We start from the raw sequence: 21,164 nt of genomic DNA, 5'->3' as shown, positions 1-21,164 counted from the left end.
CGGAGGGGCCACGGATCGCTCAGTGCTCGCGCAAGAGCGATCCGGCGCCCTCGATGCGATCGGTGAAACCGTTGTCGCGCAGCGCCATCCACCAGATGGCGGCATTGATCGCCAGCACCGGCTTGCCGAGCCAGCGTTCGGCCTCGTCGGCCAGTCGCACCATCGACAGATTCGTGCCGCACTGCACCAGCGCGTCCACATCGTCGCCGTCGACCTCGAGCAGCGCCGCCCGGAGTTCGTCCTCGGTGACGTGGGCGATGGAAACCGCTGTGGGACAGCGCAATCCCTTGATTCGGCGAACCTCGAAACCCAGCTCGCCGAAGAATCGCACCACATTCTCATCGCCTACGGCCTGATAGGGGGTGACCACGCCGATGCGGCGGGCCCCGGTGTGTTCGAGTGCGCGGCGGCACGCCTCGGCTCCGGTGGCGACCTGCAAGCCGGTCACCTCGTGGATCTGCCGGACGAATCGGCGGTTGCCTTCGACTCCGCCCCAGAAGGTTTCGGCCGACATGCCCATCACCATGTAATCCGGTTCGCAGGTCAGCACCCGTTCGCAGGCGGCGACGATCTCCTCGCGAATCTGGTCGAGCAACCGTTCCATGCCGGCGTCGTCGCCCATGTCCTGATCGCGGATATGGATCCGGCCGATGTGCGCGGTCACGCCCGGCACCGCGAGCCGGGTCAGATCCGCTTCGACGACGGTATTGGTCGAGGGGGCCAGCACTCCGAACTTGGCTCGCCAGCCGAGTACATCGGGCATGGGAATTCTCCTCTCGTGCGGGGGATCGCTCAGGCCGCGAACGGGTCGCGGGTGTGGAACGGCGCGGCGGCGAAACGGCGGATCACCTTGCCCGTGGTGAGCCAGGACACCCGGGCTCCATTGCGAGTGTGAGTCATCGCCCGCTCGGCGAGCCAGGGGGCGACGGTGTCCACCGGATCGGCCAGAATGGTGAAAATTCGCCTGGCCTCGGCCAATTCGGCCGGATCGTCGTATCCGTGGGTGAGCAGGTCCGTGGTGACCATGCCGGGACTGAGGACGCCGACCGACACTCCGTCCGGAACCTCCTTCGCCAGTGCGGCGGTGAGGTAGCGGACCGCGCGTTTGGTGGCACCGTAGACGCCGAGCCCCGGTACCGTCCGCCCGTCGCTGCCCAGGCCCTCCATATTCCAGACGTGCCCGCCCCGATCCCGCATACCGGTGATCGCCACCGCACATCCGTTCAGGACGCCGATCAGGTTGGTGTCGACCACCTTTCGCGCCTCGGCCGCCGGTAGCTCCCACAGGGGCGTGCGGGTGTGCGATACGCCGGCATTGTTGATCCAGATGTCCACGCCGCCGAATCGTTCGGCCGCCGCATCCCACAGTGCGCGCATATCGTCCCGGTCGGTGGTGTCGGCGGCGGATACCACTGCCTTGTCGCCGAATTCGCCGCGCACCAACTCGATTCGCGCGGGATCGGTTCCGCACACCGCGACGTGATGCCCGCGGGCGAGTAGCGCGCGTGCCATCCCCAGGCCGATGCCTCGGGTGGCACCGGTGATGACCACGCTGCTCACTGTCGCTCCAGCACGCCGTGCATGACGGCCGCGAGCCGGTTGTGTTCGAACAGTTGATACGCGACCGCGATCGTCGATCCGGCGCCCATACCCGGTTCGGCGTCCATCATGAATTCCCGGCCGATCGTCCGGCGGCCGTCGGCGTAGTGCAGGCGGACGAAATTCGCACGGCCGCAGGCGAGTCCACTGCCGTAGGCGTCCGGGCCCTCGTGGAAGGAGCGGGCCCCGTCCCGCCGCACGGTGAAGCGGAGATCGGATTCGATCGGTCCCGCCAGGCTCAGGCGATGTTCGGCGGTGAGCAGATCACGCGGGGCGACCGTACGGGTCATCCGCGACTTGCCGATGCTCTGCTGATCGGCCGACCACAGTTCCAGATCGCCGGCGTAACAGCTCTGGTCCTTGGTCGGAAAGGTGAATGTCACGCCTCCGCAGCGAGTTTCGGTGTCGATTCGCTGTTGCGCCAATGCCGGATCGCGGGTGTAGAGACCGGTGAAGACCCCGACCATCGCCGGGCCCTGATACAGCACCGACGAGTAGATCTGCGTGTCGGCGACGGTCTGATTCCAGGTGTTCAGCGAAACCTGCCAGCCGGGGCCGTAATAGTTCGCGTCGACGAAACCGCCATAGGGCTGGCCGGATCCGTAGAAATCGGGCCCGGTGTAGATCCGGTCGCCATCGGAGTCCAGCACCCCGAATTCGAACGGCGCGCCGAGGGCGAATCGCCCGGCCAGTTTCCCGCCGCCGGTGAGCCCGCCGTCCATGTAATACGTCGTCTGTCCGTCCTCGAAGACCGAGGACCGGCGGATGTCCTCGAAACCCAGCCACACGCCCTCGGCGTCGAACAGGGAGGGGCGGCCGACCCATTCCCCGGCGATGCGCTGCTGCCATCGGCTGGGTGTCGATTGCGCACTCATCGTGCCAGCTCCCGGCGGATCCGCTCGGACTGTTCGACGCCCAGTAACCGGGTCACCTGCTGCCACACCGGGTCTACCTCGGGGCTGAAGATATTGGCCCGGTTGGTGAGATCGCGCGCCGGGAGGTCGGCTTCGGGGGCTGGAACTCCCTTGTCCAGCAGGGAGATCCAGTGCTCCAGGTACGCCTCCACCGTCCCGCCGAGTTCGCCGAACGCCGATTCGGTGGCCCGGCACACCACCATCCACGGCGACATCATCGCCCGCTGCCGCGGACCCACGGCCGCGGCCGAGACGCCTTCGATCTGCCAGGCCGCATCCAGCAGGGGTGTCAGCGGCAGATAGGCGGCATCCAGATAGGCCAGATTCACCGCGAGGTCCGCACGTGGAACGAGGTCCAGATGCATGGCGTAGTACTCGCCGTGGTGGACCGCATCGAGCGTGAAATGCGGTACGGCGGAATCGGGTTCGGTGAAGGCGAAGATCATGTGGCTGTCCAGGCCGATGGGCGGCACCACCAGATCGACGGTCACCACCTTGTCGATCGGTCCGCCGCGGGCGACCCGCAGCCTGCCCACCGGCTCCGGCGACATCGCACTGGTCAGCTCGGCATCGTCGGCGACGCTGCAACCCAGTGCGCTGGACAGTGTTTCGAGAGTTCGGTTGCTCAGGTCGGCGGTCCGGCTCATCGTGGGTCTCCTCCTTGGCGGGCCTTGTGCACCCAGGCGGCGGCGAGTTCTGGGTTGTCGTGGCGTGCGGGCGAGGCCAGGACGGTGGCCCGCCGACGCGGCGAGTCGCCGATGACGACGTCGTCGCCGCCGACCCACCAGCCGTCCTTGATCAGCTGGGCGCGGCGGCGGCGATAGGCGACCTGCAGGGCATCGCTGCGCACATGCAGTTCATCGGACAGATCGAACGGAAGTAGTTCCGGGCGTTGGGATTCCACTACGGGTCGGTCCTGCAGCAGGATCTTCTCGATCCGCTTGCGGGCGTTGCTGTCGGCCCACGCACCGGTGAAGAAATTGCGGAAGCCGAGAATTTTGATCAGCGTGCGCTCCTGGGAGAGCGGGATGTTGAAGTCGTAGAGCAGCAGATCGCCGACCGGCAGTCGCACGTGCAGTTTGACGATATTCGGCAGATACCAGGCATTGGTGACGGTGACGAACTCCGGCCGCGGCTTGCCGCGGAACAGTAAGCCCCACAGGCCCTTCGGCGGGGGCGGGCTCAGCGGAATATCCGCCTCCGCCGACCAGTCGGTCTGGCGCACCCGGAAATCCGGAATCTCCGGCCGGTCCGGATTGCCGAAGGCGGTGCCGTGTACGAACGGGGTGTGCGAGGCGTCCACGACGTTCTCGAAGGTGCGTTCGTAGTTGGCGTCCACCACCATCTCGTACTGCACGGCCCGGAAGCCGGGATCGCCCCACTGCGGAATCTCCGGGATCGGCGGCCGCTGCTGTTCGGGCAGATCGCCGAGGAACGCCCACACCATGCCGTACCGTTCCACGGCCGGATAGGCGTCCACCCGCGCCTTGCGGGGGATGGCGCGTTCGGGTGCGTTGGCGGGGATGCGCACGCAGACGCCGGTGGAGTCGTAGCGCCAGCCGTGGTACGGACAGGTGATGCAATCTCCGCTGACCGTGCCCATCGACAGCGCGCCGCCGCGGTGCACGCACAGGTCCGACAGGCAGATCGGGGCGCCCGATTCGGTGCGGTAGAGCACGAAATCCTGGCCCAGACAGCGCACCCGGCGCGGCGTGCGGCCGAGCTTATCCGCGAATTCGAGTGCGTACCAGAAGTTCTTGAGCACCGTGATCTCCTCAGCGCCGCTTCAGCAGCAGTCCGTCGTCGAAACCCGCCAGCTCGTCGCGGGAGGTCGCCGAATCCTTCAGGTGGGCGTCCAGGAACAGCGTGGTCAATCGAGCGAACGGGATCAGCGCCTCGGTGTCGGCGGCATCGTCCAGGAAGGCCCGGGCGGCGGTCGGGTCGGCGTCGGCGATGCCGAAATGATTGGCGCCCGGCACGATCGCGAGCAGGTGATCGCCCTCGGGCAGGGCCTCGGTGAAGGTGCGGGCCACCGGATCCGGCCGATCCTGCCGTTCGCCGTAGCGGTCGGCGCTGCCCTTGATCACGCCGTCGTTGCCGCCGACCCCGAGCAGGACCGGACAGCTCACCTGAGCCGGAAGCACGGTACCCGGATCCCAGCCCAGCATGGTCGCGACCATGGTGTGCGCGCCCCAGGCGAAGACCGCCCGCACGGCGGGGAAGAAGCGCGCGGACTGCAATACGACGGTGCCGCCCGCGGAATGCCCGCCGAGGGCTATCCGATCGAGATCCAATGCGCCGCAGAGAGGTTCGATCTCGTTGAGCTCGGCCAGCGCGTCGAGCACCGCCGGGATGGTCGGACAGGTGGGCCGGGTGCCGTAGGCGTCGGGGCGAGCCGCTGCCAGATCCACGCCCGGCGTCAGCCCGCGCTGTCCGCCGAACAGATCCGCCACGCGATCGAAAGTGACCACGACATAACCGGATTCGGCGATGGCGGTGGCGAAGCGGCGATAGGAGTCCTGCCCGACATTGACACCGGACAGGAACAGCACCACCGGATAGGGTGCGTCGGCCGGATCGGGGGCGAAGACGCCGGTGAGCCGTTCGGCGTCGTCGCCGGACGCCACGGCGGGGTAGTAGACCTTCAGATGTGCGGTGTCGAACGGTGCGTCACCGTCGGTGCGCGCCGACCACCACAGCGAGCGGATCAATCGCATACGCCGCTCACCTCACCGGCCGCGGCAGGACCCGGTCCCCGCCCCACAGGGCGCGCACGAGACGCTGGGTGAGCTCGGCCCCGAACATGCGCTCGCCCATGACATTCGCGGGATCGCGCTCGGCGATGTTGCGGCGGATGCGCAGGTCCCGGTCCGCGAGGGCGGCACGCTCGTCGTCGGGGACCGGTTCGGCGGCATCGACCCAGCCGAGCCACTGATCGACCTTGGCGGTGAGCAGTTCGGCCACGGTGTCCAGATTCGGGCGGGTCGGCGGGAACGAGTAGCAGTAGGCGACCGGGGACAGGCTGGTGCGGATGAATCCGGTGCGACTGGTGAACCAGGTGAAATCCGGGTGATCCTCCTTGAAGCTCAGCCACGGTTCGTCGGCCTCGGCGTAATAGCTGTCGTAGTAGTCGCCGTCGCCGACCAGATCGCCGCGCGGCACCGCGTCCACGTAGAACCAGCCCTGCGGCCACAGCAGCAGCGCGGAGGCCAGATGGGGTACGCGGACCTGCGGGCCCAGCCATGCGGTGAGATGCATATTCACGAAACCGGTTCGGGGATCGCCGATCCAGGAGTGCACCAGCCAATCGATCTCGGGTCCGGTGTAGGCGGCGAGGCGGCCCGACGGGCCGGTGTTCGGATCGCCGTAGGACTCCAGATCGGTGGTGCACGGATCGCGGGTCAGTTCGAATCGGTCCGCGATCTTCGCTGTCAATCCGGCCAGCAGATCCTGCCATTCGGTGAAGGTCTCGGTGACGTCGACGCGGGGGTTCTCATCGACCATCTGCTCGACGTGTTGCAGGGTTTCGTTCATGGCAGCTCCGGTTCGGTTGTCGCGGTGGCGGGTTCGCGCAGGAGGGCGGCGAGGGCGGCGGCGGGGCGTCCCGCCACCAGATCGGTGCCACGCGAGACGGCACGATTCACCGCCTGTGCGGGTCGCACGGCGGCCCGCACCCGGGTGGCCCCGGGCGATGCGGAAATCACTTCGGGATGGCTGATCACGCCGGTGAACGGGCCCTGCCAGGCCGTCCACAGGGTGAAATCGGGGCTCAGCGCACAGATCGACGCGGCCAGCGAACCTGTCGGATCTGCCGCTGCGGCAACGATGTTGAGCCGATTCTCGGCCGCGCGCTCGGGCAGGCCCAGCCGGGTTTCCCACGGTTCGCCGGGGCTGCGCGGGACGGCGACGACATCGGCGTCGGCGAGGGCGGCCGAACGGAACGTCTCGGGGAACAGGGCGTCGTCGCCGAGAACGAGAGCCAATCGCCCCCAGGGCAATTCGAAGATCTCGAGCTCGGTTCCGAGTTCGGTGAGCCAGGGGTGGCGCTCGGTGTGGTGCAGCTGTCGTCGACGGCCGATGATGCCGGTCGCGTCGACCAGAAGCGCGACATGCGCGCCACCCTCGCGGATCGACAGGACCGCGTGCGCGGTGGTGCCGCGCAAGGCGGCGGCGACTTCGTCCACCTCCCCGGACAGCTCCGGCAGAACGATCAATTCCGCTCCGGCACGGGCTGTTTCGGCGATCACGTTCGGATCGGCGAGGGTTGCGGCAACCTCGAGGGTCTTCGCGCCCGCCGGGGCGTGCCGGGCGGACCGAGCCGCCTGTGCGGTGTAGATCGATGGTCGCCGGGCGGCCAGGACGTCGGTGCCGTCGGGGCGACGCTTGTCATCCGCGCGTGTGATGTCGATATCCGCGACGATCACCGCCTCACCCTGCCGCGGCGCGCGGGCGACGACGGTGCCGTCGGGGGCGACGATCTGGCTCTCACCCGCACCGTGCAACAGATCCGGGGGGACCCCCAGACGTGCCGCGATATCGGGCAGTCGGTCCGCGGGCAGCAGCGGGCCGACCTTGTTGGCGGCCACCACCCACACCTTGTTCTCGGCCGCTCGCACCGGAACGTGCAGGCTCGCTTCATCGGTGGCGAAGGAGTTGAGACTGTTGAGCAGCATCTGCGCGCCGCGCACCGCGAGTGAGCGGGTCACCTCGCAGATGACGCCCTCCATGCAGGCGTACATGCCGATCCGGCCGATCGTGGTGTCGATAATCGCCGAATCGGTCTCGCCGCGATCGAGGTGATCGTTCTCCGCGCCCATCAGGATCTGCTTGTCGGACTGTCCCAGCAGCGCGCCGTCCGGGCCGAACAGCAGACCGGTACCGGTGGTGCGACCGTTCTCGCGGGCGAGTGTGACGCCGATCTTGACGTACATCCGGTGCCGCGCGGCGCGGTCGGCGATTGCGGTCAGGAATCGATCTTCGAGCCGGCACGCCATTCGGTGCGCATGGGCGCGGTCGGCGTACCACGATAGGTGGTTACAGAATTCGGGCAGCACCACCAGGTCGGCCTCGGCCGCCGCGGCGGCGTCGACGACGCGCAGGCAGGTGTCGAGGTTGGCCGCGACATCGGTCCCGGCGGCGAGCTGGGCGGCGGCGACTCGCGTCATCACGCGCACCTCCAATCGAACGCGTTTCGGAGAACGAAACGACGTTTCCAATAAGTGCGATTCTGTACCGGCGGTGCGGATCTGTCCAGCCGATGACGAAGATTTCCTGCCGTCATGGTTGCCGTCGCGTGAAAATCCGCTGTTTCCAAGCCGTTACGCGCTCGTTCGCGCTTGACAGCCGCGGTCGGCGACGGTTCAATATGGCAACTGCGAAACCGTGTTTCCTTATGCGAAACACGTGCTGGAGGTGAGAGATGACCACACCACCGCCGGCGGGCGCGCGATCCGGAATCGAGCGCGCCGAGCTGCCCCCTACGCGCCGGACCTGGCTGCCGGCCCTCGCCGCGGCGACGGTCGGCCCCATGGCGGGTGTCGAGATCGCGCTGCTGAGTGCGCCACTGGGCGGTGTGGTCGGTGTCCCCGGAGCCGTGGTCGGGTACATCGCGGTGACCGCGGGCGTGCTCGGCGGGCTGCTGGTGCTGCCCACGTGGCGTTGGCGAGTGCTCGGCACCGGACGACGCGCCGGACCGATCGCGGTGCTCGCGGGCGTGGGAGTGCTTGTGGCGGGCCTGTTCTCGTCGATTCCGGTGTTCACCTGCGGGGTGCTGATCGCCGGTGCGGCGGCGGGACCGCTGCTCGTGGTCACCCGCGCCGTGGTCGGTGTCCGGATGTTCTACGGGATGGTGTGCGCTGCGTCGATTGCGGGCGCGGTCGTGGCCGGGGTGTGCAGCATGCGGCCCGGGGTGGCGCTGGTGGTGGCCGGTGCCGTGGCGATCGTCGCCGGAGTGGGTGCGGCAGTGGCGAATCCGGTGCTGGAAGGCGCTGGCGCCGGGCTCGGTCACGCCGGGCATCCGCGCTGGATATGGCCGGGTTACAGCGCAATCGGGTTCGCACTCGGTGGGACGGTGTTGCCCGGACTGCATCTGCTGCTGTTCCGCTGGAACATCCTCGATACCGGGCGGTCCTTCTTTCTGGCTGCCGCTGTCGTTCCGGCCCTGCTCGTGGCGCTGGCACCCGGCCACCGGATTCGCGCACTCGCGCCCTTGCTGATTCTCGCGGCGGGCGGCGGCGTGCTCGTCGCGACCGCGCCGAGCGCCTGGCAGACGACGATCGGCATCGCGGTCACGGCCACGGCCGCGATCCGATGTCTGACTGTGATGGATCATGCAGCGCGCGAGGCGATTACGAGATCGGGGCAATCCCTGGCGGCGGCCACCGCGCTGGTATTCGCCCTCGGCGGTTTCGTCGGCCTGGGGGCCGTCCTCGCGCTCGGTCGCCTCTGGGGTTCCGGTTCGGCGTTGACGCTGTCCGCTGCGCCGGTGCTGCTGGCGGCCCTGGTCGTCGTGTGGTGGACCGCATTCGGCCCGGAACGTTCGACCGTATCCCGACCCGCGGGAATCGCCGCCGAAGGAGGCACATAATGAGACGCGTACTGCTGGCGGGCGCTCTGGTCCTCACCGTCGGTATCGCGGTGGCGGCACCGGCCGCCGCGGACGGCGCTGCCACCCTGCACGTCGACGCCACCACGAGCTTGCGGGACGGTCAGCGGGTCACGGTGAGTGGCAGCGGTTTTCAGCCCGGATTGGCCGCGGTGGCGGTGGGTCTGTGTAAACAGGGCTACACCAATGGTCTGACCGACTGCGATCTCGACGGCGGGGCCACGTTCGTGAACATCGCCGCGGACGGGACCTTCGGGACCCTGACGCTCACCCTGCGTGAGCGGTTCAAGAGTATCGATTGCCGCACGCAGCAGTGCGTGATCGCGGCCGCGCCGCTGCCGGGCACCGAACCGGCCGCGGTCATCGCGGCCAATACCGCGCTCACACCGGTGGTTTTCGTGGGCTCGCAACTCGCACCACCCGCGGCGGCTCCGGCGGAACGGACCGTGACCGCCGCGCCCGCCGATACCCGCGGGCCCTCCACGGTGTTGTGGTCGGTGACGGCGGCATTGCTGGCCGTGGTCGCCCTCGTCGCTTTCGCCGATCGTCGGCGGTTGTAGAAGTCCAGGAGGACAACATGTTTCGAACAGGAATGGTGAGTGCGACATTCGCGGGACTCGCCGCCGTCGCGATGTTCGGGGCCGCGCCCGCGGAGGCGGCCACGATCGCGGTGAGTCAGTCCGGTGGCGTCGCGGTCGGCCAGAGCGTGAGCGTCTCGGTGAGCGGCCTGGCGCCGAATCTCGCCTCGGTCGCGGTCGGTCAGTGCAAGGCGAGGATCGCCGGACCTTCGGATTGCAATCTGCAGGGCTCCTTGCTGGGCAAGGCCGACGCGCAGGGCAACTTCCGGGCCGGGAGCATCACCCTGGTCGGCTCGATCGGCGGCGTGAACTGTGTCGCGCAGCCGGGTGTGTGCACCATCTCGGTCACCAGCCTCACCGATCCGCACAACATTCTCGCGTCGGTGCCCCTGACCTTCCGATGAGTTCGAGTCCGCAGATCGAAGTGCTGCCGGGTGCGGCGACGGTGCCGCACCCGGCAAGTTCAGCGCGGGTACGCCCCGGCGGGCAGGCCCTCGCCGCCGTCGCGGAATGCCGCAGGCAGGTGGGTGACGGTGGTCTGTACGTATTCGCGCAACCCCTCTTCGGCGTATTCGCGGCCGTATCCGCTGCGTTTGGTGCCGCCGAACGGGGCGCGCAGGGACATGCCGGTGCGGTTGTGGGTATTGACGAAGACGAAGCCCGCCTCCACTCGCGCCGCGAAGGCGAAGGCACGTGACTCGTCGGCCGACCACACCGACGCGCCGAGACCCAACTCGGAATCATTGGCGCGGGCGAGTACTTCGGCCTCGGTGCGGTAGGTCAGTAGCGGCACCGCGGGCCCGAACTGTTCGTCGCGGACCAGCGCCGCGTCGTCGGGCAGATCCAGCGCGAGCACCGGATCTACGAAATATCCCTCTCCTACAGGAGATTTCGCGAGCCTGACCACGCGGCCCAACCGATCGGCCTGGGCGACGAGTCCGCGGACCCGGTCGGCGGCCGCGCCGGTGATCACCGGACCCATCGTCACGCCTTCGTCGACGGGGTCCCCGACCCGCAGAATCCGCCGGGCCGCAGCGATATACGCGTCCAGGAACTCGGTTGCGCGGTGTTCGGGTACATAAAGGCGCTTGGCGGCCATGCAGACCTGGCCGGAGGTGGCGAAGGAGGCGAGCACGAGCCGTTCGTAATCGTCCGGCCCGAGCGCGAAATCGTCCAGGAATACCGCCGGATCGTTCCCGCCGAGTTCCAGGACAACGGGTTTGAGGGCTTGTCCGGCCGCCGCGGCGATACTGCGCCCGGCCCTCTCGCCGCCGGTGAAGGCGATCTTGCCGATCGCGGGATGAGTGATCAGGGCCCGCACCAGTTCGGGGCCGCCGTGGACGACCGTCGTCTCCGGGAGCATCGCGGCGACCGCCGATACCGCCAGGGGAGCGAACGGTGAAGGTTTGAGTAGCACCGTATTTCCCGCCGCCAGGGCCGGGCCCAGCTTCAGTACCGAGAGGATGATCGGCGCGTTCCACGGCGTGACGGCGGCGATCACGCCGAACGGGCGGGGTGTCAGCCGCAATCGACCCTGCGCGTCGTCGGTATCGGTTTCGGCGTAGATCGCGGGCGCTCGTTCGCAGACCCAGCGCAGATAGGTTGCGGCGAAGGCGATTTCACCGCGACAGTCCGCGACCGGCTTACCGGATTCGCGGGCCAGGAGCATCGCGAGCGTATCGCGTTCCGCGGCAATGCGTTCGGCGCCCTGCAGAATAAGCTCCAGCCGCTCGGACAGCGGCTGCCGCGACCACAGCCGGTATCGCCGGTCCGCCCGGCGCACGAGTACATCGACCGCATCGGGTGCGGTGACCGGAACCGAACCCACGATCTCGTACGGACGCGCCGGATTCTCGCGGTCGATCCTCACGTCGTCTCCAGTGAATCCATCAGACACGCCCGCCGCAGATAGGCGCGCGCCGCGACCGGGTCGGCCGCCAATTCGCGTAGCCCGCGCCGATATTCGGCATCGTGGGTGCGCAGCCGCGACCAGTTGGCGCGACTGGTGCGCTGCACATGCTCCACGGCGACCGTGCGACGTCGGCGGGCAGCCTGTTCGAGGACGTCGTCCGGTGCGCCCGCCAGCACATCCGCGAGTGCGTGCGCCATCCGCACCGCATCGTGGATTCCGCTGTTCATGCCCAGGCCGCCGAGCGGATTGTTCACGTGTGCGGCATCGCCCATCAGCAGGACCCGGCCGTCGCGGAAACGCGGCGTCACCCGCTCGTGCACGTGGTACAGGGAGGCGTGGGCGATGCGCCACGGCCGTCCCAGATCCGCGACCCCGGCCAAACGCTCAGGCAGACGGCGCAATTCGAGATCGTCCGCGGTGCCCGCAGGCGTGGGCAGCAGCACTCGCCAGTGATCGGGGGTGCGCAGCATGACCAGCCATTCCTGCGGGTCGAATACGTAGTTGATGAGGGCGATCCCGGGCAGCACCGCATCGAGTTCCTCGTCCACTGAAGCAACCAGGAAACGCTCCGGATAGGTGCTGCCCTCGAAATCCGCGCCGATCCCGCGCCGCACCGCCGAATGCGCTCCGTCGGCGCCGATCAGCCACTCGCAATGCACCGCGCCACGCGAGGTCGCCACGCGCAGCCCGCCGGACTCGGCGCTCACGCCCTCGACGGTGTGCCCGAATCGCACCTGTGCCGAACCGGGCAGGGCGTCGAGCAGTATCGGGGTGAGTTTGCTCTGTTCACACTGCACGCGGAAAGGGAATTCGGTGTCCTCGGACAGCACCCCGAGATCCAGCGTCGCCACCGGATCGCCGCCGCGCTCGCGATACTGAAAGGTCCTGGCCACCAATCCTTCGCGCATCAAATCGGGCGTGACGCCGAGATCCCGGAGCATCTCCAGCGTGGGTGGGTGGAATGTCGAAGCGCGCGATTCGCTCGCCAGCGCGGATCCCTGTTCCAGGACCGTCACCTCCACGCCGCGCCGGGCCAGAACCAGTGCGGCCGTGAGCCCGACCGGGCCCGCACCGGCGATCGCGACGGTACTCATGAGGTGTGCAGGGCGAAACGCCCCTCCACGCCGACGACCCGGGCGCCGGTGAAGAACCGGAACGTCTCGGCCGTACCCTCCTCGCCCAGACCCGAGACACCCCACGCCGGGCGCGGCGTCATCAGATGCAGGCTCATGATCGACGACCCGTTCACCTTTACCTCACCGGCCCGGATCCGGCGTGCGACGGTGAGCGCGAAATCGGTATCCGACCCGCACACATAGGCTTCCAGGCCGTAGGGGACCGCATTGGCCAGCTGCACGGCATCCTCGACGTCGTCGTAGGTGACCACACCGGCGACCGGACCGAAGATCTCCTCGGCGGAGTCGCCGTCCAGCAGAGTCGGGGCGAGGAAATTCCCGTCTGCCGGGACGTCGCCGAAAGTGCGGAACGAACGCCCGCCGATCGCCGCGCGGATCGTGGCCAGGTGCCGGAAATGCACGAGCGGGCCCAGATCGGTGTCCGGGGCCAATGGGTCACCGGCACCGAGGGATTCGAGGCGGACACCGATCGCCTCGGTCAGCTCACCGGCGCGCGCCGCGGGGACGATCAGCCGCCCGAGGGCCCGACACCACTGACCGTTGAGCGTGGTGAGCAGTTCGGCGGCCAGCCGCGCCGCGGTGTCCGAGTCGGCGTCGGGCAGTACGACCAAGGGGTTGTTCCCGCCCAATTCCAGTTGGCACGGCCGGAACAGCGGCGCGGACGCGGCCGCCACCGCGCGACCTCCCGGCACCCCGCCGGTGAACGAGATCGCCTTGATCCGCGGGTCGGCGACCAGCCGCGCCCCGGTGTGCGCGTCACCGTGGACGAGCTGGAACATTCCGGGCGGCACCTGATCGGCGATCACCTCGGCGAGGAGCATCGCACTGTAGGGGGCCAATTCGCTCACCTTGAGGATCGCCGGGCAGCCCGCGGCGAGAGCGTTGGCGACCTTGTGCGCGGCCATCGGGGCGGGCGCGTTCCACGGCACCAGGCACAGGGCCGGTCCCAGCGGCAGCCGGTGGACCTCGACTCCGTCACGGTCGTCGCGCGCCGCACCGCCGCGAATCTGCCCGGCGGCCAAGCGAAACGAGCCCGAGACGATCGCGCCCAGCAGCCGAGTCTGGCGCAGCGGCACCCCGGTGGCGAAGGCGTCGAGCCTCGCGATGCGGTCGAGGCGTTCGTCGAGTGTGTCGGCGATCGCCTCCAGCGTCTCGGGATCGATTCGCCCGGTTGCACTCTCGGCTACGGTGAGTGCGCGATCGAGCCGGTCGGCGGAGGAGGCAAGGGCCGGGCCGAGCGTTTCGCCGGTCGCCGGATCCTGCAGCGCCACTTCGAGTTTCACGCCCGGCGTGGCCCATTCGCCGTCGACGAGTTCACGCACGTCGGGTAGGTCGAGCGTCATTTCGCGGCCTCGGCCGGGGCGGTGGCGAACAGTTCGTTGGCGCGTGCCTCGGTGACGATGCGAGCCACTTCCAGCACACCGCGTTCGGCGGGGAAGGTCATGACCAGCCCCATCGCCAGATCGCGCAGCGCGCGCCCGGCGAATCCGCTCATCGACGCGGCGGACGTGCCGCCCGCCTTCAGCGCACCCAGGGCGACCTGGAAGCACGCCTCGGTCACCGCGCCCTTGCCCAGTCGCCACTGGGTGAAGACCTCGGACTTCGGTTTGAACGGCACCTCGGCGGTCTCCACCGCGAGCTGATAGCGCAACCACAGATAAGCGGTCTCCAGCTGACGCGTCATCTCGCCGAACAGGACCTGATGCACCGGCGCCGACGCGATCGGCTCACCGGTGTCGGCGAAGGTGCGCGTCGTTGTCGCGGTGAGGGTCTCGTCGTAGACACGTTGCGCACAGCCGGTGTAGACCGCGGCGATGGCCAGCTGATTGCCCACGAAACTGCCTCGGCTCATGGTGAGCATCCGGGTGAACGCGCCGGGGATGCCGAGCGCCTCGTCATCGGCGACGAACACCCCGTCCAGGCGAATGCCGTTGTTGGCGGTGGCGCGCATGCCGAGTCCGTCCCACGGCGCGCGCACGCTCACTCCGGTGGCGTCGCGCGGTACGAAGAAGGTGGCCAGACCCTCGGCGGTCTCGTGACCGGCCAGTTTCGCGGAGGTCAGATAGTAGTCGGCGACACCGGTCGCGCAGCCGAAAGACTTCTCGCCGTTGAGGATCCAGCCTCCGTCGGTCTTGGTCGCGGTGGTCGCGATGGTGATGTTCGCCGACGAGGTCTTCACCGACTCCGAGGCGAAGTTGGCCAGCCACACCCCGTCGGCCATCCGGGTGAGCACCTTCTCGGCGAAGGCGCGCACCACAGGTATCTCGGCGTCGTCGAACAGGCCGGCGTCGATCGCCTCGAGCGGCAGCAGCCCGCGCGAGGCGCTGGTGTTGTGGAAGAAGTAGGCCAGCGCGGTGGACGGGCAGGCGGTGCCCATGGCGTAGGTCGCGGCGGCCAGATCGCGCAGCGTGCCGCCGAGTCCGCCGAATTTCTCCGGCACCACCAGTCCGAGCAGCCCGGAATCGCGGAGCAGTGCGATGTGGGAGGTGGGGAAGGTGGCGGTGCGGTCGGCCTCCTCGGCCGCGGCGCACAGGGCGGGTAGCACGGACTCGACCCGTTGTGCGCGTTCGCGTTCCGCGTCGGTCATATCCTCGACGAGTCGTTCTCCGATCATCGGGCAGTCCCCTCGTGGTAGGTCCGGTGGTGATGGATGAGTGGGGTGGCCGGGGGTGCGAATCCCGCTGCGCTCCGTTTCGGCAGTGGAAACGATGTAACGCACAAGGTAACGCTGACTGCCTGGTGGCGCAAGTGGAACATGCGGCGATGGCGTTTCCCATGGGGAAATCTGCGGCCTAGACTGGCTGCGTGACCGTCACCGAATCCGACACCCAGAGCCGGTCCATCGCCTCGGTCGAGCGCGCCATGGATGTGCTGCTGCTCTTCGGCCGCAGCGGGCGGCCCGACCTCGGCGTCACCGAGATCGCCAACGAACTCGGCATCACCAAGGCCGCCGTGCACCGCATCCTCACCGCCCTGCGCAGCCGCGACCTGATCACCCTCGAACCCACCACCCGCCGCTACGCGCTCGGGCACGCGGCGATGGCGCTGGGCCGGGCGTATCTGGCGCGCACCGATCTTCGCGTGATGGCCGGACCGGAACTGCGGCGCCTGGCGACGCTGACCGGGGAAACCGCGACTCTGTCGATCCGGCGCGGCGATACGCGCATGTGCGTGGACCAGGTGGTGCCGGATCAGGAACTGCGAATGGAAGTCGCGCTGGGACAGCCGTATCCGCTCTACGCGGGTAGCTCCTCGAAGGTCATTCTCGCGCATCTGCGCCCGCAGGAGATCGACGAGTACCTGGACCGGCACGAACTCACCGCCCTCACCGACGCCACGGTGACCTCGCAGCGCACGTTGCGCACCGAACTGACGGCCATCCGCGAACAGGGCTATGCGATGTCGCTGGGGGAGCGGCAGATCGGCGCCGCCGCGATCGCCGCGCCGATTCTGGACCACGACGGCGGGGTGGTGGCGGCCATCAGCGTGTGCGGTCCGCTGCCGCGGTTCGAGCCGCGGATGCAGGAATGCGTGCCGCTGCTGGTCCGCGCATCGGGCGCGTTGTCGACCCAATTGGGTTATTCCGGTTAGAGATTCGCTCCCGGTTTGAACACGCCCAGCGCCGCCGCGGCCAGGACGCTGCCCCAGATGACCCAGACGTACGGCAGGCAGCCGTTCACGCTGCGGCGTAGCGCGTCCTCCACCTCCGGGCTCGAACCTTCGGTCTGAAGCTTGCCGAAGGCAGGTCCGAAGGGGCGCAGGGTCATCCGGATACCGAGTCCGGCGGCAAGGGCGGCGGTATACAGCAGGATCTTGCCGCCCAGCCAGCGCGGATTGGTGACCACACCGAACGGATCGTGCGCGAGCAGCGTGTAGCACCCGGTCGCGACGAGGACGGCCACCAGCACGATCCGGATGCTCAGATCGGCGCGATGGACCAGCACGATGCGGCCGTGCGTGCGATGCGCGGTGATCGCCAGAGCCAGCCAGACCGCCGCGAACAGCCACACCAGCAGCACCGACCACCACGGGAACAGCGCGATGCCGAACAGTCTCGCGCCGTGCGGGTCCAGCGCCATCAGCGTGAAACCGCTGGGCAGGAACAGGATCAGGCAGATCTTCGGTCCGAGGTCCAGGCCGCTCATGATGGCCAGTGCGGTGGCGCGGGCGGGCGGTGTGCGCAGCGGATCGATGACGAAGCGGCTGGAGTAGAAGACGCCGAGATCGCCGCCTAGCCAGAAGACGAACAGCACCAGATGCAGCAGGATCCACCAGCCGTGCGGATGCGGGCCCATAGTGTTCCTCACGATGAGAGCGACAAGTGTTGTGGTGGAGCGTTGTTCAGTTCTGCGGGCGGTCCAGTGCGGAGGTCGCGGCGGCCAGGTCGACCACGTCGGCGTACTTGGCGTCCAGATCGAGCAGATTGGCCTCGTGCAGGCGTGGATCGCGATCACCGCAGGCGTCCGCGACCACGAGGGGCCGAAAGCCGTGCTGTAGCGCATCGGTGGCGCTGGCGCGCACGCAGCCGCTGGTGGTCAGGCCGGTGACCAGGAGGGTGTCGATCCGCTGCGCGGTGAGGGTCGCCGAGAGGGAGGTGCCGTGGAAGGCGCTCGCATACTGTTTGGTCACCACCACGTCGCCGGGTTCCGGCGCGAGGTGCGTCAGGAACTCGCCCAGGGGGTTACCTTCTTCGAAGGCCGTGAGCGACGGTACTTTTCGGCGGAACAGACCGCCGTCGGCGCTGCCGGGACGATAGCTCACCCGGGTGAAGATCACCGGGTGTCCGCGAGTGCGGGCGTGCCCGATCAGCCGGGCCGCGGCCGCGACGGCCGCTTCGACCGGTGCGCGCAGCGGTGAGCCGTCGGTGAGGTAGGCGGCGCAGATGTCCACGACCAGCACGGCAGGACGCTCACCGGCGCCGAGCCGGGCGGCGAAGCCGTGACGGCGGTAGTCCTCGGCCAGATCCGACATGTGACATCCCCTCGGCCGCGCCGTTCTCGAATGGATACAATGTATCCCTCGGCGAAACAGTGGGCAAGATCGAGGACGTCCTTCCGCGCGGGATCACCCGACCGGCTCGGGTGACCGCCCAAAGCGGCTGCGGCGCATGACCTACCAGGTGTTGATGTGGCCAGGGGACCACATGCCGCTGTGCGTCTCACGGGTGACCGCCGGAACCCCGGGGACCGCGGACGGGTCGATCGGGTTCAGGCGTTGCAGCTCGCCCCAATCCTGATCCCAGTTGTCCTCGAGGTAGGTGGCCAGAGTTTTCGAGCGCAGCAATTGCTGGCTCCAGCCCAGTGGACCGCCGCCGACATGGCTCTCCCACATGGTGGTGTCGTTGGCGCCCAGCCGGTTGGGCAGGATGCGCCAGCCCGGCACCTGCGCGATGCCGTCCTTGTGGTCGAACGGACGCTGACACGGGAACTGCAGGCCCACAGCCCAATCCAGCAGCACCGGGCGGGTGGACCCGACCACGGTCTGCAGGGTCTGTGTGCGCGGGATGCGCGGCGGAGTCAGTGCCACCCACCGTTGCGGATCGAGGTTGTGATCCTTGGCCACGATGCGGATCACGTTCGCCTGCGCGGGAATCCGGTCCAGCGGCACCCGCAGATTGCGCCAGGACGGAGCCGGGCCGATATCGATCGGGGTGAGCTTGCCCAGCGCTCGTGCGTTCGTCGCGGAATCAGTGGTGCCGTATTCGATCTGCACCGGCTCACCGCCGACGTTCCGGCCGTCGGGGCCGACCGCCTGGATACGTCCGGCCGCCGCGATCGAGATGATGTCGCTGTGGTCGTGCTGCGCGGGCAGCCGGTACCAGCCGGTGACGAGGTCGGCCGGTTCCGTCTGATCGTAGGTGCCGAGTTCGGGCGTGGTCGCCGGATCGAGGCCGTAAGGCAGTGGGGCGCCACCGGTCTGGGTGCCGGTGTCGCCGTTCTTGCTGTCCGTGCCGGACTTCTTGTCGAAGGCCTTGGCGATGCTGGTCGACTCGCCCTTCTCGTCCGGGGAAGTGATGTCGCCGACCCCGTTCGGTATGAATCCTCGCGCGCCCGTGGTGAATGCGGCGAACTGGTCACCGATCAGCGGCTGCATCATCGATGCGTTGGGATCGGGCTCGACCAGCACCTTGTTGGCCAGTGCGCACGGATTGCCCAGAGCGGCGTGGAAATTCGAGGAGGCCAGCGAGAAGCCCGGGTGCTGCGCCACCGCGCCCGCGGCGAACGAGGCGACCTGGAACACCACCAGGATCGCCGCGGCCGCGGTCAGCGGCGGGAACTTCGCCAGCCGCCAGGCGCGTGGTGAGACTCGGTGCGGCGTACCGGGTTTGGGCGCTCGCACATGCCACCAGATCGCCAGCAGCAGGCACAGCGCGGCGATCGCCAGGAATATCGTGCTGAAATCGGTGCCGTGCACGGACGGTGACTGGTCCCACCACGGGATGCCGAAACTCGACACCCACCACCACTCGTTGACGCTGGTGAAGATCTGCGCCAGCGCCAGTGACACCACCGCGGCGAACAAGGCCCGGTTGCGCGGCGAGCGCATCACCCGCGGGCCCACCGCGACCGCCGCGAGCACCGCCACCGATCCGGCCAATCCGGCGTACACCCCGTTGTGGTGGGTGAATTTCGTGGGGCAGACCGCCATGAGCACCATCGCCCCGAGCGTCACGCCGAGCAGGCGCCGCGCCGGTCCGGCCGCGGTGAACGGGATGCGGCCGCCCTTGCGCAGCAGGACCAGGACGCAGACCAGCAGACCGAGCCACATGGCGACCATGCCGAACCGGCGCGCGATCGAGCCGTCGGCCGAGGGCATGAACAGCCACTGGTAGTTGAGGTATTCGTTGTACCAGGGGTCCGACGGGCCGACGATATTGTGCACACGCTGCATCTCGCTCATCGCCGCGAGCGGTTCGACGGCGAACGCGAAGGCCAGCACCAGCATTCCGGACGCGAGCAGCGGAGCCAGCAGCGCGCCGTACGCGCGGATCCAGGCAGTCCACGACACGTGGGCCCCGGCGGGGGCGCCGGCCAGTCCACGAGCTCTCGGTATGCCGAAAGCTACCGCCGTACGCAGGCCGGCAAGCAGCGGCGCCAGACAGATCACCCCCGAGGGCGCCGCGGTGAAACTGAACGCGCCGACGAGAATCGCGAGCGCGTACGGCAGCAACCGGTGCGTCGCGATGGCGCGCTCCACCAGGCACCAGGTGAGCAGGACGCATACCGCGACCACCGGCTCGGGCCGCAGCCCGTTGTTGTAGGGCAGCCACACGGCCAGGAAGCCCAGCGCGCCGGTCCACACCGCCACCTTGTCGTGGCGCACGGCCGCGCCCAGGCGCGGAATCACCTCCCGGCTCAGCGCCAGCCAGGTGACCACGGCCGCCAGCAGCGTCGGCAGTCGCATCCACGGACTCGCGACGCTGATCTCGGACATGTGCGCGATGATGTCGTACGGCGGTGTCCCGACCGGGTTCTCCGGCACGCCGAAGAACCGGAAGTAGTTGGCCATATAACCGGACACCAGCGATGTGCGCGCCATCCCGAACTGGTAGCCGTCGTCGGAGGTGGTGGCGCCGATGAAGTGCCACACCAGCAGCGTCCCCAGCACCACGACGTCGACACCGGTGACCCGCCACCATCGCTGCGGCAGCAGCCGCCGCAAACCCCGGCCGTCCCTTCGATCGATCCGGTGCAGCGCCAGCAGCGCGATCAACGTGAACACCACGGCCAGCACCTCGGCCGCTCGCTTCAGGAAGGTGGGCGTCACCGAGAACCGGCTGTCCACCTGCGCGACGACCGCGGCACCGTCGGGTGTGGGCAGATCGCTGAAGATCCCGACCACCTGCGGACGCCAGTCTCCGGGCGGCAGCGTGGTCGCGTCGACATCCGAGCCGTGGACGGTGATCCTGGTCGAGGACATGTCGGCATGCACGGTCAGGGTGCCGCGCCCGATCGCATCGACCGGCACGTTCAGCAGTGACTGGTTGCGCAACACCACCTCGAGCTGGGCGGGTTTGCCGTCCTGTGCCGGCCGCACGCGCGCGACGAACCCGTACTTCTCCAGCTGCGGCGCGCCGTCGGGCAGGGTCGAGGCCAGTACGCCACCGTGCGCGCTCAGTTGTGCCATCGATCGGCCCGGGATGGTCGCGTCGAAGGTCAGCGGCGCGTAGGTGACCAGCGGTGCGTCGACGCTGCGGGCCGAATCCTGTTGCGGCCACGACAACGTCGTGTGGTCCACCTGTACCGGCAGCAGTGGCACCGCAACGGCGCACAACGCGCCGAGCAGTCCGGCGATGAGGGCGACCGATTTGGCCCACTTGCCGTGCAAGCCACCCGCGATTCGGGTTTCCGCACTCGCGGCATGCGTCCTGTCCGCCCTCGTCATCGTGTCGACCACGGCCGCCGATGCTAGTGTGACGCT

The 21,164-nt window shown here is 68.6% G+C and carries 19 protein-coding genes; 4 read left to right on the top strand and 15 right to left on the bottom strand.

From position 1 onward, the window contains the following. Positions 1–19: 19 nt before the first annotated feature. From K7711_RS27495 to K7711_RS27460, 8 genes are read right to left on the bottom strand one after another with little or no spacing between them, the layout of a single operon-like run. Positions 20–763: a maleate cis-trans isomerase family protein gene (locus K7711_RS27495; protein WP_222972352.1), complete on the bottom strand. Its 744-nt coding sequence runs from the start codon at positions 761–763 to the stop codon at positions 20–22. A gap of 29 nt (positions 764–792) precedes the next feature. Beyond that, positions 793–1,560, bottom strand: coding sequence for an SDR family oxidoreductase (locus tag K7711_RS27490; protein WP_308014971.1), 768 nt, complete (start codon positions 1,558–1,560; stop codon positions 793–795). Further along, positions 1,557–2,474 carry a hypothetical protein gene (locus K7711_RS27485; protein ID WP_222972351.1) on the bottom strand — a complete coding sequence of 306 codons (918 nt, stop codon included), beginning with the start codon at positions 2,472–2,474 and terminating at the stop codon, positions 1,557–1,559. Before K7711_RS27485 ends, K7711_RS27490 begins: the two co-directional genes overlap by 4 nt. Continuing rightward, complete coding sequence (locus tag K7711_RS27480) at positions 2,471–3,160, bottom strand: hypothetical protein (RefSeq protein WP_222972350.1); 690 nt, start codon at positions 3,158–3,160, stop codon at positions 2,471–2,473. Before K7711_RS27480 ends, K7711_RS27485 begins: the two co-directional genes overlap by 4 nt. Next, entirely contained in the window at positions 3,157–4,278 is a 1,122-nt protein-coding gene (locus K7711_RS49015) for an aromatic ring-hydroxylating dioxygenase subunit alpha (RefSeq protein ID WP_222972349.1), read from the bottom strand. Before K7711_RS49015 ends, K7711_RS27480 begins: the two co-directional genes overlap by 4 nt. A gap of 10 nt (positions 4,279–4,288) precedes the next feature. Next, on the bottom strand, positions 4,289–5,230 hold the full coding sequence (locus tag K7711_RS27470; RefSeq protein ID WP_222972348.1) for an alpha/beta hydrolase family protein: 942 nt from the start codon (positions 5,228–5,230) through the stop codon (positions 4,289–4,291). A 7-nt stretch (positions 5,231–5,237) separates the two neighbouring features. Continuing rightward, complete coding sequence (locus K7711_RS27465) at positions 5,238–6,047, bottom strand: oxidoreductase (protein ID WP_222972347.1); 810 nt, start codon at positions 6,045–6,047, stop codon at positions 5,238–5,240. Further along, positions 6,044–7,678: a nitrilase-related carbon-nitrogen hydrolase gene (locus K7711_RS27460; protein WP_222972346.1), complete on the bottom strand. Its 1,635-nt coding sequence runs from the start codon at positions 7,676–7,678 to the stop codon at positions 6,044–6,046. The genes K7711_RS27465 and K7711_RS27460 overlap by 4 nt, the downstream gene beginning before the upstream one ends. Positions 7,679–7,932: 254 nt before the next feature. Here K7711_RS27460 and K7711_RS27455 point away from each other — a divergent pair, with 254 nt between their 5' ends. Genes K7711_RS27455 through K7711_RS27445 form a run of 3 tightly spaced genes read left to right on the top strand, consistent with a single transcriptional unit; the run spans position 7,933 to position 10,099 of the window. Beyond that, entirely contained in the window at positions 7,933–9,099 is a 1,167-nt protein-coding gene (locus K7711_RS27455; protein WP_222972345.1) for a hypothetical protein, read from the top strand. After that, positions 9,099–9,677, top strand: a complete 579-nt coding sequence (locus K7711_RS27450; RefSeq protein WP_222972344.1) for a neocarzinostatin apoprotein domain-containing protein — start codon at positions 9,099–9,101, stop codon at positions 9,675–9,677. Before K7711_RS27455 ends, K7711_RS27450 begins: the two co-directional genes overlap by 1 nt. 17 nt (positions 9,678–9,694) lie before the next feature. After that, entirely contained in the window at positions 9,695–10,099 is a 405-nt protein-coding gene (locus K7711_RS27445) for a neocarzinostatin apoprotein domain-containing protein (RefSeq protein WP_222972343.1), read from the top strand. 59 nt (positions 10,100–10,158) lie between these two features. Here the strand turns inward: K7711_RS27445 and K7711_RS27440 are convergent, their stop codons facing one another. From K7711_RS27440 to K7711_RS27425, 4 genes are read right to left on the bottom strand one after another with little or no spacing between them, the layout of a single operon-like run. Then, the gene (locus K7711_RS27440; RefSeq protein ID WP_222972342.1) at positions 10,159–11,565 is read right to left on the bottom strand and encodes an aldehyde dehydrogenase family protein; all 1,407 of its coding nucleotides are present in this window, start codon (positions 11,563–11,565) and stop codon (positions 10,159–10,161) included. Beyond that, positions 11,562–12,701 (bottom strand): FAD-dependent oxidoreductase, encoded by a 1,140-nt coding sequence (locus tag K7711_RS27435; protein WP_222972341.1) that lies wholly within the window; start codon positions 12,699–12,701, stop codon positions 11,562–11,564. The genes K7711_RS27440 and K7711_RS27435 overlap by 4 nt, the downstream gene beginning before the upstream one ends. After that, a complete protein-coding gene (locus K7711_RS27430) occupies positions 12,698–14,086 on the bottom strand; it encodes an aldehyde dehydrogenase family protein (RefSeq protein ID WP_222972340.1) in 1,389 nt (462 codons plus the stop codon). Before K7711_RS27430 ends, K7711_RS27435 begins: the two co-directional genes overlap by 4 nt. After that, a complete protein-coding gene (locus K7711_RS27425; RefSeq protein ID WP_235747866.1) occupies positions 14,083–15,357 on the bottom strand; it encodes an acyl-CoA dehydrogenase family protein in 1,275 nt (424 codons plus the stop codon). The genes K7711_RS27430 and K7711_RS27425 overlap by 4 nt, the downstream gene beginning before the upstream one ends. Before the next feature lie 191 nt (positions 15,358–15,548). Here K7711_RS27425 and K7711_RS49010 point away from each other — a divergent pair, with 191 nt between their 5' ends. Continuing rightward, positions 15,549–16,334, top strand: coding sequence for an IclR family transcriptional regulator (locus K7711_RS49010; RefSeq protein ID WP_222972339.1), 786 nt, complete (start codon positions 15,549–15,551; stop codon positions 16,332–16,334). On the opposite strand, the gene K7711_RS27415 is transcribed toward K7711_RS49010, so the two are convergent. The 3 genes from K7711_RS27415 to K7711_RS27405 form a co-directional block, all read right to left on the bottom strand. Continuing rightward, positions 16,331–17,050, bottom strand: coding sequence for a hypothetical protein (locus K7711_RS27415; protein ID WP_308014970.1), 720 nt, complete (start codon positions 17,048–17,050; stop codon positions 16,331–16,333). The two genes, K7711_RS49010 and K7711_RS27415, sit on opposite strands and share 4 nt — an antisense overlap. A 34-nt stretch (positions 17,051–17,084) precedes the next feature. Next, positions 17,085–17,714, bottom strand: a complete 630-nt coding sequence (locus tag K7711_RS27410; protein WP_222972338.1) for an isochorismatase family protein — start codon at positions 17,712–17,714, stop codon at positions 17,085–17,087. Positions 17,715–17,855: 141 nt separating this feature from the next. Then, positions 17,856–21,128, bottom strand: coding sequence for an arabinosyltransferase domain-containing protein (locus K7711_RS27405; RefSeq protein ID WP_222972337.1), 3,273 nt, complete (start codon positions 21,126–21,128; stop codon positions 17,856–17,858). Positions 21,129–21,164 lie beyond the last annotated feature (36 nt).

The organism is Nocardia coffeae, assembly GCF_019890715.1.
GTDB classification, from domain to species: Bacteria; Actinomycetota; Actinomycetes; order Mycobacteriales; family Mycobacteriaceae; genus Nocardia; species Nocardia jiangxiensis.
Note: the sequence above shows the minus strand (reverse complement) of the source record. Positions and strands in the feature narration are given on the sequence as shown.